General features: G+C 64.2%; 9 protein-coding genes. 1 reads left to right on the top strand and 8 read right to left on the bottom strand.

All coding sequences use genetic code 11. From position 1 onward, the window contains the following. Positions 1–144: 144 nt before the first annotated feature. The 3 genes from trpA to trpB are packed head-to-tail and all read right to left on the bottom strand — an operon-like array spanning position 145 to position 2,823. On the bottom strand, positions 145–945 hold the full coding sequence (trpA, locus tag ACVOKO_RS13400) for a tryptophan synthase subunit alpha (protein ID WP_346499399.1): 801 nt from the start codon (positions 943–945) through the stop codon (positions 145–147). Between the two features lies 1 nt (position 946). Next, the gene (locus ACVOKO_RS13395) at positions 947–1,606 is read right to left on the bottom strand and encodes a hypothetical protein (protein WP_346499398.1); all 660 of its coding nucleotides are present in this window, start codon (positions 1,604–1,606) and stop codon (positions 947–949) included. Beyond that, a complete protein-coding gene (gene trpB / locus ACVOKO_RS13390; RefSeq protein WP_346499397.1) occupies positions 1,606–2,823 on the bottom strand; it encodes a tryptophan synthase subunit beta in 1,218 nt (405 codons plus the stop codon). Before trpB ends, ACVOKO_RS13395 begins: the two co-directional genes overlap by 1 nt. Positions 2,824–2,918: 95 nt before the next feature. On the opposite strand from trpB, the gene ACVOKO_RS13385 reads away from it, so the two are divergent. Beyond that, complete coding sequence (locus ACVOKO_RS13385) at positions 2,919–3,809, top strand: LysR family transcriptional regulator (RefSeq protein ID WP_430980781.1); 891 nt, start codon at positions 2,919–2,921, stop codon at positions 3,807–3,809. A 181-nt stretch (positions 3,810–3,990) separates the two neighbouring features. On the opposite strand, the gene ACVOKO_RS13380 is transcribed toward ACVOKO_RS13385, so the two are convergent. From ACVOKO_RS13380 to ACVOKO_RS13360, 5 genes are all read right to left on the bottom strand, one after another. After that, entirely contained in the window at positions 3,991–5,094 is a 1,104-nt protein-coding gene (locus tag ACVOKO_RS13380) for a toxic anion resistance protein (protein ID WP_346499396.1), read from the bottom strand. A gap of 62 nt (positions 5,095–5,156) precedes the next feature. Further along, positions 5,157–5,879 carry a hypothetical protein gene (locus ACVOKO_RS13375; protein WP_346499395.1) on the bottom strand — a complete coding sequence of 241 codons (723 nt, stop codon included), beginning with the start codon at positions 5,877–5,879 and terminating at the stop codon, positions 5,157–5,159. Then, positions 5,872–11,238 carry a DNA repair ATPase gene (locus tag ACVOKO_RS13370; RefSeq protein ID WP_346499394.1) on the bottom strand — a complete coding sequence of 1,789 codons (5,367 nt, stop codon included), beginning with the start codon at positions 11,236–11,238 and terminating at the stop codon, positions 5,872–5,874. The genes ACVOKO_RS13375 and ACVOKO_RS13370 overlap by 8 nt, the downstream gene beginning before the upstream one ends. A 141-nt stretch (positions 11,239–11,379) precedes the next feature. Continuing rightward, on the bottom strand, positions 11,380–13,380 hold the full coding sequence (locus ACVOKO_RS13365; protein WP_346499393.1) for a flotillin family protein: 2,001 nt from the start codon (positions 13,378–13,380) through the stop codon (positions 11,380–11,382). Further along, a complete protein-coding gene (locus tag ACVOKO_RS13360) occupies positions 13,380–14,072 on the bottom strand; it encodes a hypothetical protein (RefSeq protein WP_346499392.1) in 693 nt (230 codons plus the stop codon). The genes ACVOKO_RS13365 and ACVOKO_RS13360 overlap by 1 nt, the downstream gene beginning before the upstream one ends. Positions 14,073–14,178: the final 106 nt, after the last annotated feature.

The raw sequence follows: 14,178 nt of genomic DNA, 5'->3' as shown, positions 1-14,178 counted from the left end.
CCGGTAAGGCCCCTGCCGAGCATGGCTCGGCACTACAAAGGCGCTCTATCGGTAAGGCCCCTTGCCGAGCATGGCTCGGCACTACAAAGGCGCTCTGCTGGTAAGGCCCCTGCCGAGCATGGCTCGGCACTACAGGACGCCTGTTCAGCGATCCAGGGCTTCGCGCAGCGGCTTGAGGAACGTTGCGGCTGCAGCCACTGGATCGGCCGTCTCAGCCATTGCCGAGACCAGCGCACTCCCCACCACTACGCCGTCGGCGTCCACCGCCATTGCCGCCGCGCTGGCTGCGTCCTTGATGCCGAACCCGGCCACCACTGGCGCATTGGAACGGCTGCGCAGCAGTCGCAGGCGTTCGCCGGCCGCGCTGCTGTCCAGGCGCTCGGAGGCGCCTGTCACACCGGCAAAGCTGACGTAATACAGATAGCCCTGCGCGGCCTGGCACAGGCTGTCCAGGCGGGCATCACTGCTGGTCGGCGAGGCCAGCAGGATCAAGGCCAGCCCGGCGGCTGCAAACGCCGCGCGCGGCTCATCGGCCTCTTCCGGTGGCAGATCGACCAGCAGCACGCCGTCCACGCCCGCCGCCACGGCCTCTTCGGCAAAGCGCGCATAGCCACGGATCTCGACCGGGTTCAGATAGCCCATCAGCACCACCGGCGTGGTGGCATCGGTCTGCCGGAAACGCGCCACGGTATCCAGCACGTATTGCCGCCCTGCCCCGCGCGCCAAGGCCCGCTCGGAACTGCGCTGGATGGTCGGGCCATCGGCCATCGGGTCTGAAAACGGCACACCAAGCTCAATCACATCCGCGCCGGCCTGGACCAGGGCATGCATCACCGGCACGGTCGCCTCCAGCGACGGATCGCCTGCGGTGATGAAAGGAATCAGCGCCTTGCGGCCGGTGGCGCGCAGGCGTGCAAAACATTCGTCAATTCGGGCAACAGCCATCTCAGGCACATCCTTCAATCAGTTCGACTGCATCGGGCTGGCCCCAGTAAATGGAGGTGATCAGGCCGTCGAGTGTTTCCAGGCGCAAGGCCAGCTTGGCTGCCTTGTCCGTCCAGGTCAGGTATTCGCCATTGGGCGAGTTGTAGGCATGCGGACTGGTGACCACGCCGGCCGGCAGGCGTTGCTTGGCCTCGTCGACCGTCATACCCACCCACAGGCCATACGGCAATGCGGCGGCACCGGCCGGCGGTGCGGTGACGCGAACACCGGGGTCGCCGGCGACATCCACCTCGAAACGGGCAATGCGGTCGGCGATCACCATCATCGCCATGCCGTCGGGCAGGCTGCCCTTGTCGTAGTACTCGCAATCACCTTCCATCGCCTCGCGCATGCCGGCCGAGACGAAGGCCTTGTCGCCCGGTGCCTTGCCGAATGGCGCGCCGATGCGCAGCGTGCCGACCTGGCTCAGGTCGGTGCCGGTACTGGCAACCGCTGCAGGGACAGGCGTCGCGGCTGGCGCAACGACGGCCAATTCCGGTGCCGCCTGCGGGGCAGCGACGGGGGCGGGAGCCGTTGTTTCCGGTGCAGGCGCAGATGGCGCACATGCCGACAACGCCGCCACCAGACCCAGTAGAACAGGGATACGCAGCCGGCCGGTCATTACAGCACCAGCCCTTCGCGCGCGGCGATGGTGTGCACGTCCTTGTCGCCACGACCGGACAGATTGCACAGCACCAGCGCGTCCTTGGGCAGCTCGCGCGCCAGCTTGATCGCATGGGCGACCGCGTGGCTGGATTCCAGCGCCGGCAGGATGCCCTCGATGCGGGTCAGGCGGTGGAAGGCCGCCAATGCCTCCTCATCGGTGATGCCCACGTACTGGGCGCGGCCGCTATCGGACAGGAAGGAATGCTCCGGGCCGACACCGGGGTAGTCCAGACCGGCGGAAATGGAATGGGTTTCAGTGATCTGGCCGTCGTCATCGCACAGCACATAGGTGCGGTTGCCATGCAGCACACCCGGGCGTCCGGCTGAGATCGAGGCGGCGTGGCGTCCGGTATGGATGCCCTCGCCTGCTGCTTCGGCGCCGTAGATCTTGACCTGGCGGTCATTGAGGAAGGCGTGGAACAAGCCGATCGCATTGGAGCCGCCGCCGACGCAGGCAGTGATCGCATCCGGCAGCCGGCCGTAGTCCTCCAGCATCTGTGCACGCGCTTCGCGACCGACGATGGCATTGAAGTCACGCACCATGCGCGGATACGGATCCGGGCCGGCAACGGTGCCGATGATGTAGAAGGTGTCGCGCACATTGGTGACCCAGTCACGCATCGCCTCGTTGAGCGCGTCCTTGAGCGTGGCCGAGCCACTGTTGACCGGCACCACGGTGGCACCAAGCAACTTCATCCGGTAGACATTGATTTTCTGCCGCTCGATGTCGGTGGCGCCCATGTACACCACGCACTCCAGGCCCAAGCGCGCCGCCACCGTGGCCGAGGCCACGCCGTGCTGGCCGGCACCGGTCTCGGCGATGATGCGGGTCTTGCCCATGCGCGCGGCCAGCAGGGCCTGGCCGATGGTGTTGTTCACCTTGTGCGCGCCGGTGTGGTTCAGGTCCTCGCGCTTGAGCAGGATCTGCGCACCGCCCACGTCCTTGCTCAGGCGCTCGGCGTGGTAGATCGGGCTGGGGCGGCCGACGTAATGTTTCAGGTCTTTGTCGTAGGCGGCGATGAAGGACGGATCGATGCGTGCCTGATCGTAGGCAGCTGCCAGTTCCTGCAAGGGCCCGACCAGGGTCTCAGCGACAAAGCTGCCACCAAAGCGGCCAAAGTGGCCCCGCGCATCGGGATAGGCATGGAAATCGGAGATCGACGGGTCAGTCATGGGGGTAACAGCCACAAGGAACAGGCCATCACTCTAACGCAGGGCTGATGACTAAAAAATGGATAATTCAGCGGCAACATGTTAGAAAAACTCACATGATCCCCCGCCAGCCCCTGCCTTCACTCAATGCCCTGCGTGCGTTTGAAGCCGCTGCGCGTCTGCGCAGCGTCAGCCAGGCTGCGGCCGAACTGCATGTCACCCACGGCGCGGTGAGCCGGCAGCTGCGTGCACTGGAGGAGGAACTGGGGCTGAGCCTGTTTGAACGCGATGGGCGCGGCATCCGCCCCACCGCCGCCGGCCACCGCCTGCTGGAAGCAACTTCCGGAGCGTTCTCGCAACTGCGCGATTGCATTTCTGCCCTGCGCCGCCCGCAGCGCGATGACGCCTTCGTGCTGGGCTGCCCGGGCAGCCTGCTGGCCCGCTGGATGATCCCGCGCCTGCAGGACCTGCAACGCGATCTGCCCGGCCTGACCCTGCACCTGGCCGCACAGGATGGCGATTTCGCCCCGCGCCTGGACGGCATGGATGCGGCGCTGATGCTGGGCCAGGCACCGTGGCCGGTCGGCTGGCAGGTACACACGCTTGCTGCTGAGCGGATCGGACCGGTGTTCAGCCCCTCGATGCATGGCGCGCACGTATTGGCCCATCAACCGATCACTGCCGTGCTTGGACATGCACTGCTGCATACGCGCTCACGCCCACAGGCGTGGCCGGCCTGGGCCGCGCGCAATGACATCGATGCCGACAAGCTGAGCTACGGCACCGGCTTGGAACATCTGTATTACATGCTGGAAGCCGCAGTTGCCGGCCTGGGCATTGCAATTGCCCCGGAACCGCTGGTCGCCGATGATCTGGTCAACGGCCGCCTGATCGCGCCGTGGGGTTTTGTTGAAACCGATGGCTGCTGGGCGCTGTGCACTGCGGGTGATCAGCAGGACCCGCGTGTGACTGCATTGGCGGATTGGCTGCGCAAGCAGCTGTTGTGAGGCTTTGCAGGCTTTTGTGGGAGCGGCGTTAGCCGCGAAGCTGGCAAAGCTTGAAAGGCCTAAGAGCCTAACCCCCTCTCCAAGCCTCCCCTTGCCTTCGGCAAAGGGAGGGGGCTATAGCGCTGGATCCTGCTGCATCTGCAGTTTCGCGGCTCACGCCGCTCCTACAACTGTGCCGCTCCTAGGCTGCGCTTCCCTGCGTCGGCTGCGCCAAGCGCTGCTGCACGTCTTCGCGCAGGCGGGCGAGCTCGACCTCGGCCTGCTGGCGCTGCTGCATGCCTTCGCGATGGATGCTGCGCACTTCTTCCACCGTGGCGATCAACTGCTCATGCACATGGCGCAGGGTTGCGACGTCGATCACCGCACGCTGGTTGGCCTTCGCCGTTTCCACCGAGGTCTGGCGCATCAAGTCGGCATTGCGACGCATCAGCTCATTGGTAGCGTCATCGATAGCATTGGACAGATCCACCGCGTTCTTCTGCTCACCCAGCGACAGCTGGATGGCGAACTGGCGCTTCCACGACGGGATGGTGATGTCGCGTACGGCGTTGAATTTCTCGATCAGCTGGATCGCATTGGCCTGGATCAAACGGATCATCGGCAGCGACTGGTCGGCCGCATGCTGCATCACCGTCAGGTCACCCACGCGCTTGTCGAGCAGGCGGATCGCGTTGTCGATCTCGCCACGGCGGATGCGCGATTGCGGGTCTTCCAATCCAACCAGCGCATGCAGTTCGTTGTTGAGCTCGGCCAAGCGCTGCTTGCCCGCCGCAATGTGCAGACCAAGACTCTGGCGCTCGTCACGAACGATGGCATGCATGCGATCAAACTCGCCGACACGCTGGCCCATCTGCGCCTGCTGAGTGCCAACATCCCGTAGCAAGCTCTCGATCTGTTGATTGGTGTCGCTGAACTTCTGCACCAGCTCGCCCTTGGAGGCGCGCATGCGATCTATGAGCCCGCCGATCACCGGCATCTTGGAGCGCTCGTTCAAGCCATCGAGCTTCAGCGAGCGGGCGATACGCACCACTTCGCCCAGCTTTTCGCCGGAGGCATCCAGGTCGCGGTTCCGCACATGGTCGAGCAACTGGCTGGAGAACGCCGCACTCTTGCCCGCAGCCTCGCGACCAAACACGTGCAGGTTGCCCGGGCTGATGTCGTCCAGCGTACGTACGATCTGTGCGATCTGCGGGCGGTCCGCTTCGCTCAAACCGAGCGCAACCAGGGTGGTGCCATCAACATCGGCAGAAGGGCCGGCCGGCAGCGGCAACGAATCCTGGGTCATCAGCAGTTCTCCTTGAGCAAGAGGCGCGCCGTGGCGCGCGAGCAATCATGTGCAGGGTGGTTTCAGCGCAGTCTAGCCTGCATGGCCGTCACCTCGTCGAGGATCCGCGCCTGGGCATCGGCAGCCTGCGCCAGCGTAGCCGGCATCCGCGCCGCCTGGTTCGCCAGCAACTGCTGCCGCCACAGCGGCAACAGCACGTCGCGGATGCGCTGGTAACGCTCGATCAGTTCCACGGCCTGGGCGTGCAACAGGCGCAACTGCCCAGCCTCGGTCTGGCGCAGCCGCGCAAGCCCGCGCAGATGCTGCAGCCGCCGCTGCAGGGCCGCCTGCGCCAACGTATCGGCGGGTGCCGGGACCGCTTCGCCGGCTGCGGCCCAGTCATCGATGGCCGCTACTGCCGCTTCCACCCGCACGAGTTGCAGCAGATGTTGGGCAAGCTCGTGTTGCAGCTCCTGCAGGCTGCCATCGGCGCGCAGCAGGCAGATATCCAGCTGGCGTGCCAGTTGCTCTGCCTGCAGCTGCGCCTCGACATCGCGGCCAAGCAAGCGGCCGAACAGGCCGGCCGAACGACGAATCTGCCGCGCATCGCGCGCCGACATCGCCTGGCGGATATTGTCCATCTCCGCCACCAGCCGCTGCGCAGCGCCTGTGGCCGCTGGCGCGGCGAGCAGGCGTTCCACCGCCAGCAGCAGCGGCGCACCGTAGCCGGCAACAGCCAAGGCATCGTCAGCCTGCAGCGCGGGCTGCGGCGGTGCCGGCAACAACGATGGCGTCGTATCAGGCATCGTCGGCAACGTCATTCCCACGACTACCCTGCTGCCCAGGCACCACCACATTGCCGCCGTAGAAATGGCGCATCAAGGCTTCATCCAGCGCCTTTTCTTCGGGCGTGCGCGCGCGTCGCACGCGTGGTGCCGGCTTGCTGCTGCCACTGTCCTTGGACAGCCAGTCCTGCAACTGCGCAGCCAAACCCGCCAGCGCGTCACCAATCTGCCCTTCGCGCTGATGCCCCGCCGCCAAGGCCTGCAACAACGGTGTCAGGTCCTGTGCCGGCGCTGCCGCTGCTGGCGCGGCAGCCGGCGGCGCTGGCGGCGTCATCACGGCGGCAGGGCGGTCAGCCAGCGCCTGCAACAAGGCAAGAATCTGTTCCCACGGCGCCTGCGCCTGCTCGGCCACCGGCGCAACCGGTGCGGGCTCGTCAGCGCGCAAGCCCTGCAGCCCGCTGGCGATATCGGCCAACTGCGCCACCATCCGCGCACCGGTATCGGCGTCGTCGCCGCCCATGGCCTTGTCGCGCATGAAATCGCGCTTGATCTGCTCCCAGCGCGCCAGCTGCGGTGCATCCAGCGCCTCACGCAACTCACCGAGCTTGAGCAGGTTTTCTTCCGAACCGCTGGTCAGCAGCTGCGATTCGCCCAGATAGTGATCGGTTACCAGCTGCTGCAGCTCGGCGGCATTCATCACCGGCGAAATCTTTTCCGACAGCTTGTTCATGTTGCGGTAGCTGCCCTGCAGCCGGAACGGCGGTTCGACGCGGTATTTGTCGGCCTGCGCGGCACTAGCGATGTACTGCTGGTTGACCCGGTAGACCACATCGCGGACCTGCATCAAGCGCTGCAAAGTTGCGACGATCTCGTTGATCTCCGCGCCACTGTAAGCATGGCTGAGTGTATTGGTGGACACCTCCTTGCCTGCGGCCTTGTCGACCAACAGGTAGAGATCGGCCAGGTCGCGGGTCGCCATCGGCGCCAGCACCTGGCTGGAGGTCAGGCTGTTCTCGATGTAGCTGAGCTTGAAGGCCTCGTCCATGCCACCCAGCACATCGCCCAGGTTGTAGATGTCGGCACGGTTGGCCAGCATGTCCGGCACCTTGAAGACTTCGCCGGATTCGGTGTACGGGTTGCCCGCCATCACCACGCAGAACTTCTTGCCGCGCAGGTCATAGGTCTTGGTGCGCCCCTTCCAGACACCTTCAATGCGGCGGGTGCCATCGCACAGCGAGATGAACTTCTGCAGGAACTCGGGATGGGTGTGCTGGATGTCATCGACATACAGCATGGTGTTGTTGCCCATCTCCAGCGCCAGGTTGAGCTTGTGCAGCTCCTGCCGCGAGGTGGCGTCCGGCGCCTGCTCCGGGTCCAGCGAGCGCACCTCATGGCCGAGCGCCGGGCCGTTGATCTTCATGAAGACCAGGCCCAGACGATTGGCCACGTATTCCATCAAGGTGGTTTTGCCGTAGCCGGGCGGGCTGATCATCATCAGCAGACCCATCAGGTCGCTGCGCTTGTTCTCGCCCACCGTGCCCATCTGCTTGGCGAGGTTGTCACCGATGATGGGCAGGTAGACATCATTGATCAGCTTGTTGCGCACGAACGAACTGAGCGGACGGGCCTGGAATTCACTCAGCCGCAGGGCGTCGCGCTCGCGCGCACTGATGCGGTGGCGCAAGGCCTGGTAGCGTTCGAAGCCGGGTTGGAACTGGCGACGATGCGACTGCCAGCGCTGCAGGAAATCATCTACCGCCAGCTGCAGGTGACCCCGGGCGATGCGCGGGTGTTCACCGAGCAGGCCGCCGATGTCGGCAATCAAGGTCACCTCGCGTACCTGGCTGCGCAGCGCACGCTCGCCCAGCAACATCGCCGCCGCTTCGGGTACGTAACCGCACATGGCAGCGAACTTCGGCTGCCCACACATGGCCTGCAGCCATTGCACGGCCTGCCCCCATTGCAGGGCCAAGCGCGTATTCAAACGCTGCATGCTGCGATCAAAGGCATCGGCCTGGCCGGCGGCCTGCAGCTGTTCGCGCAGGGCTGTCAGCAACTGCCGGGCGTAACCACTGAAGGCGAAGGTCGGTTCGCCGTTGGCCAGCTCGGCCAACAGATATTCGGCCGCCAATGCCGGCATGCCGGTGTCGAACGGGAGCGTGTTTTCCTGCTGGAACGCCGCCAAGGCGAGCGCGATTTCAGCGCGCAAGGCTTCAAGACCGTCGCGCACATTGAACAGCCGGGCGATGGCGAACGCACCGGCAGCGCGCTCGATCCACTGGCTCACGTCCTCGCGCTTGCCTTCGCGTGCCCAGAACAGCAGCGCCAGCGCACGCGGGCCTGCGCCATGCACCAGCGAACCGCCAGCCTGGTACAGCGGCAACAGCGCCTGCAGGATCAGACTGGCGTCGTGATCGTGGATGCCCTTTTCATAGCCTTCGCGATAACGCGGTGCGGCGAAGTCGCTGACCCGCTTGCCGAGTACCTCGGCCTGTGCCGCATCGCGCAGCAGTACGTCCAGGCTCAGCCCATCACGCCCGTTGATTGCCGCGTCCAGGATCAAGCCTGCCAGGTATTCGCCGCGATACAGCGCCGGCGCTTCCGAATCCAGCGTCACCGGCCAGTAGTCACGCAGTTCCTCCAGCTCCGGGTCGACGATGGACTCGTAGTAGTCGGTGCCGGTCAGATGCACCGCCAAGCCATCGCCGCGCGGCAGGATGGTCAGGTCCAGCGGCTGGGTGTTGACACTGAAACGATGCCGGCCCAGGCGGATGATGTTGCCACCGCCCTCGAACAGATCACTGCGATCGCGCAGCGCCCGCACGGCCTGGTCACGCACGCCCTTGAGCCGCGCTTCCACATCATCGGCCTTGACGCTGTCCTTGTAGTCGCGCAGACGATCAGCCAGCTCACGCAGCTTCAGGATCAGCGGGTCACCAGCGAAGAAAGCATTGAGTTCATCGACGGTGGTGAAGCGTTCTGTACGTTTGGCCAGACCATCAAGAATGCGATTGGCCGCATCCAGCACCGACTGCGCCTTGCGCTGGCGGGCATCCAGCAACGTCTGCTTGTGCGACTCGAAGGTATCGAGCAGCTCCTCGCGCTTGTTGAGGATGTCGCCGAGAAACTGTTCGTGTTCGCCGAACTGGCTCTCCAGCTCTTCCAGCTGCACCATCAGCCGCGACAGCTGCTCGTCGGCCCGCTCCGGATCGGTGGCCAGGCCCAGGGCGCTGGTGATGGCCTGGCTGAACAAGGAAAACTGCGCGCCGAACTGCGCCACGGCTTCGGCCGAGCCCAGCGAACGGCGACGCTGATCTGCCCGTGCACGCGCCTGGTTGAGCTTGGCATATATCGTGGAAATGGCCTCTACCACGCGCGTGCGCTGCGCGGCATCGTCGACCTTGAGGCTGGCCATCAGCTCGGACAGCATGTCCAGATCGCCCGACATCACCTGCATCTGCGCGATCTGCTCGGACAGCTGCTTGGCGGTCTGCGCGACCTGGGCGGCCGCGTCCAGCTCCTGCAGACGTTCTGCGAAGGGTTGCAGCGACTTGTCGCTGCCCAGGAATTCGCCCGCCGCCGAACCGACGCGGTCGTGCGCCTCCTGCAGCGATACATTCATCGTATCGATGGCGGCGATGTCCACATAGCGGAAATCGCGCACGGTCAGCAGGCGGCCACGCAGCTTGCCGATGTCACCGAGTGATTCGACGAATTCGCCGATCTTCGTCCAGTTCTGCGGCTGCAGCCGCCCCAACAAAAGTTTGTGCGCGCTGGTGACATCGGCCATCGCCTGCGCCGACTGCTTGCGGATGCTCTCCACTTTCTCGTATTCGTCGAGCATCGACTCGCCGGTCGCACTGATCTCGCGCAGCAGCGTGGCGGCACCATCACAGTTGGCATCGTCCAACCAGTGGTGTGCGTCGAACAGGCGACGCGCGTTGTGGGTCAGCAACTCGTAACGCGGCAGCGACACCTCACGACTGTCAATCTCGCGACCAAGATCAAGCAGGTTGGAAATACCACGCACCAGCTCGGCATTGCCGATACGGGCCATGAAACTGGTGCCCGTGGGCGTGTGTGCGGCGAATTCGTCGCTGCTGAACGGCGTCTGCCAGACCTGCATCGGATGGACGCGGGTGGGCTCTTCGTTCTCGGCATTGAACAGCACCATGCGGCCATCGCGCATGAAGGCGTAGCCCAGGCCGAACACCGGATTCTGCAGCACCCGCTGGATGCTGTTGTAGACAAACAGCGCCGACTTGCCGGCCTCGCGTTCGTAGAAGATGTACAGCATGTCTTCGCCGTTGGGCGAGCGGATCGAGCGCTTGTAGCGCATGCCCTGCATCGAGGCGTCGAAGGCCTTGTGTTCGCCATTCTGCAGGTAATAGCCACCGGGGAAGATGACGCCATGGTCATCGGGCAGCTGCACGCAGGCCTGGACGATGGCGTCATTGCGCACCACCTTGCCGGTCAGCGTGTTGTAGATCAGGCCGCGCCAGGTGCTCTCCTGATACGGCAGAATCTTCAGCAGGATCAGCGAGCCCACCTTGGCAAAATCGATGGTGGCATCGTCCACCGACTGGGTACTGTCCTCGACTGGCTCGCTGTATACCCCTTGGCCGGTCTCGGTGTTGTTCTCGACCTTGATGGTCAGGTCGCCACCGGTGGTCTCCACGAAGATCGTATCGAGGATGTTCAGGTGCGGGAAACGCCCGCTGATCATCATGTCGCGACCGGCGCGGGTCCATTCGAAGTCGAACGGCGGTGGCAGCGCGATATCGCGCTCACCGCGCGCATCGATATAGGTCAGCTCGCCACTGGGCGCCATGGCCCAGCGGAACACGCGTACGTCGCTGCTGCGCTCGCCTATCTGGAACGCCGCCAGCAACTTGCCGTCGCGCACGATCAGCTGCAGCAGGCGTGCATTCTTGTAATAGGCGTACAGCTCACCGAAATCATGGACGAAGCCGGGCTGGGCGAGGAAGCTGGTCTTCAGGTCGACCGGGTTGACGTCGTAGCCCTCGGCACCTTCCACCAGCCGGTACAGCCCGAACACATCCTCCACCCGGGTCTGCGTTTTCAGGCCGATGAAGACGTTGTAGCCAAACAGCAGCAGGTCATCACCCACCTGCACCACGTCGCGGCCGACGCAGTTGTTTTCACTGCGGATACGGAAACGCCCGATCACTTCCATCCGGCTGTCGCCGAATTCCTGCAGGCGGCGCTGGTTGAGTGCGTCCACCACCTGCCGCAGGCGTACGCCCTGATCGCTCAGCCGCTTGCGCAGCACCTCATAGGCGCCACCCTGCGCGACCGCCTGGTCGGCGAGAGTGCCGGCCTGCGCGGCAGCAGCTGCGTCCTGGTTCATATCGGCCATCGCTTGTTCCCTGCTCCGACATCGGCAGGCATCGCCCCAGGGACGATGCCGCTGACGCCTTCATCTTCGTATGCCGCTGGCTCCCGGCCATGCGGCGCGCCCACACCCTGCGCGGTGCTACCGCACAGGGTGCGTTTTCGCTCAGCCTGCGTCCGACTGCACCGCCGGCACATCGGCGGCGCGACGCGACGGCAGGCCACGCGCGGACATGTCCACGCCCAGATAGCGCTGCATCAGGTCCTGCACGATCGGGCTCTTGTCAGTCAGGCCTTCAATCGACTTGCCCAGCGATACCGCCTTGACCAGGTTCTCGAACATGCCACCGTCGCCGCCGACCATGTCGATCTTGGCGTTGCGCAGTGCGCTGGCAATCATCTCGGCATTGTCCTTGGTCACTTCCTTGCCGGCGTCGATTGCCGCCAAGGCCTGGCGCAGACCTGTTTCCAGCGTCATGCGGAACTCTTCGTGGCCGCGTGCGGTATCGCCCAGCGAATCGATCGCCTGGAACTTGCGGGTCAGACCATCGGCCTCGGCAAACAGCTTCTTCTCGATGACGGTGGCTTCGGCCACGCCCAGCGTTTCGGTGGCGGTAGCCTTGGCGCGGCCCATCTGTTCCTCGCCCTGGGCGCGCGCAGCCAGCTGTTCGGCCAGCACCTTGGCTTCCGCAGTGCCCTGCTTCAGGTTGGCATCGGCCATCGCATCAACTACGCGGGCTTCGGCAATGCCTACCTTTTCAATGGCCAGCGCACCGGCTTCCTTGACCTGCGCATCGGCCAGACCCGGTGCCGCGCGCTCGGCACGCAGACCTTCTGCCAGTGCTTTCTTCGCTTCGGCCTGCTTGCTGGCCGCATCAAACTCGGCCTGTGCCAACGTGGTGATCTCCACCGCGCGGTGCTTGGCCGCTGCCTCGCTGGCCTCGGCTTCCTTGACCTGCTTGAGCATGGCTTCCTGCGCCTCAGCCTCGGCTTCCAGGATGGCGACCTGCTTCAAGCGATCAGCCTCGGACACCTGCCGCACTTCCTTGATGCGTTCTTCTTCCTGCGCCACGGTCTTGTCGATGGAAATACGCTCGCGGGTGATGTTGGCCACATCCATCAGGCCCTGCTCGACCACCTTGTCGCGCTCCACGCCCTGCAGCTGCACTTCGCGATCAGTGGTGACCTGCTCCAGCTGGCGCGCACGTGTGACCCGCTCGATTTCGATGGCAACGGCGCGCTGACGGTTCTGCTCGGCCACTTCCACTTCACGCAGACGGTTCTGGTCGCGGATGTCGATCAGCTGCTGCGCTTCGATGCGCGCGTTCTCGGACAGCTGGCGCTGTTCTTCCTGCACCTTCAGGGTTTCAGCCTGTTCGCGGGCACGGATGGTTTCCACCTCGCGGCGCTGGCGTGCTTCCGCCTCGGCCTGCTGGCGTTCCAGCGCCAGCGTGGCTTCCTTGGCTTCAACGTTCTTCTTGGTGATGGCCAGGCGCTCGTTCTGCGCCAATTCGTTGGTGATCACGTTCTGCGCGGCGGTCAGCTCGGTGATCTTGCGGATGCCTTCGGCATCGAGAATATTGCTTGGATCCAGCAGCGACTTGGGCGTCTGTTCCAGGTAATCGATGGCCACGTCTTCCAGCGCATAGCCATTGAGGTCATTGCCGATCACCGCAATGATTTCGTCGCGGAATTCCTGGCGCTTTTCGAACAGCTGGGTGAAATCGAACTTCTTGCCAACGGTCTTCAGTGCTTCGGAGAACTTGGCATTGAACAGATCATCCACCGCGTTCTTGTCCGAGGCACGGTCGGCGCCGATGGCCTTGGCCACGCGCAGCACGTCAGCCTGGGTTTCATTGACCCGCAGATAGAAGGCCACGGTGATGTCGGCACGCATGTTGTCGCGGCAGATCAGGCCTTCCTTGCCACGGCGATCCACCTGCAGGGTGATCAGGCTGATCTTCATATGCTCGGCGCGGTACAGCACCGGGATGATCAACGCACCGGTGAAGTGGACCTTGGGCTGCGCACTCATGTCGTTGACGATCAGTGCGGTGCCCTGATCGACCTTTTTATAGAACGCCTTGAACAAACCGGCCAGGCCAAGGAAAAAAACCAGCAGGGCAACTACCCCGATAATAAAAGGGGCCAGAGCAGCAGTACTCATCAGTGGATCTCCTTGTCGCCTGATACATCAGAAGGGAAAACGTCCAGACCCGGCAGGTCGTTGTCGGCGACCACCAGGTAATGATTCTTGTCGTGCAGGTATTCCACCAGCCTTACCCGCTGGCCGCGCGCGAGCCGGCTGCCATCACGCATGCGCACATGCAGGATCAAGCCAGCGCCGCCGTCATCAAAGCTTGCATAGCCCTGCTCGGCAGTGACCTCCGGCGAGGTGATCAGTGCAACCCTGCCGAGAATGGATTCCTGCGCCACCGGGCGCAGTTTGAGCAACAGCCTACGGATCGGCCGCAATACCCAGGCCGAGACCACCGCACCGGGAATCAACGCCGCAACCGCCACCGCAGTGCCGATGCCCCAACGCAACACGGCCGGCAAGGACTGCAGGAAAAAGAGCTGTACCAGATAGGTGATGGTCCAGCCGAAGAAGGCCAGCAGCAGCACCACCAGCATGGTCGGTGCACCGCCGAGCCCGAGCCGGGCAAACATCGCGGAAATACCGCTGGCACCGTGCTCGCCACCATGGGAATGAAAATCCGCCCCATCGCCGCTACCGATGCCACCGTCGTCGTCAACAATGCCAGTGGCGGCAAGCATCCAGTAGATGACCGCAAAGCAAAGCACGACGCTGTAAGGCAACGTCGGAAACGATAGCGCTACTTCCAGAAACTCCGCCATGCACACTTTCCTTGTGGCGCCCAGCTGCCTTTGCGGGATCCGCCCCAGCCCTGAGGCCGGTGCAGTTACATCCCCGACCCGCAGGCATCCGTGCTTGTCGCCGAGA

This window comes from Stenotrophomonas sp. STEN240, assembly GCF_056756175.1.
The sequence above is the reverse complement of the archived record's forward strand: the minus strand, read 5'-3'. Positions and strand labels throughout refer to the sequence as shown.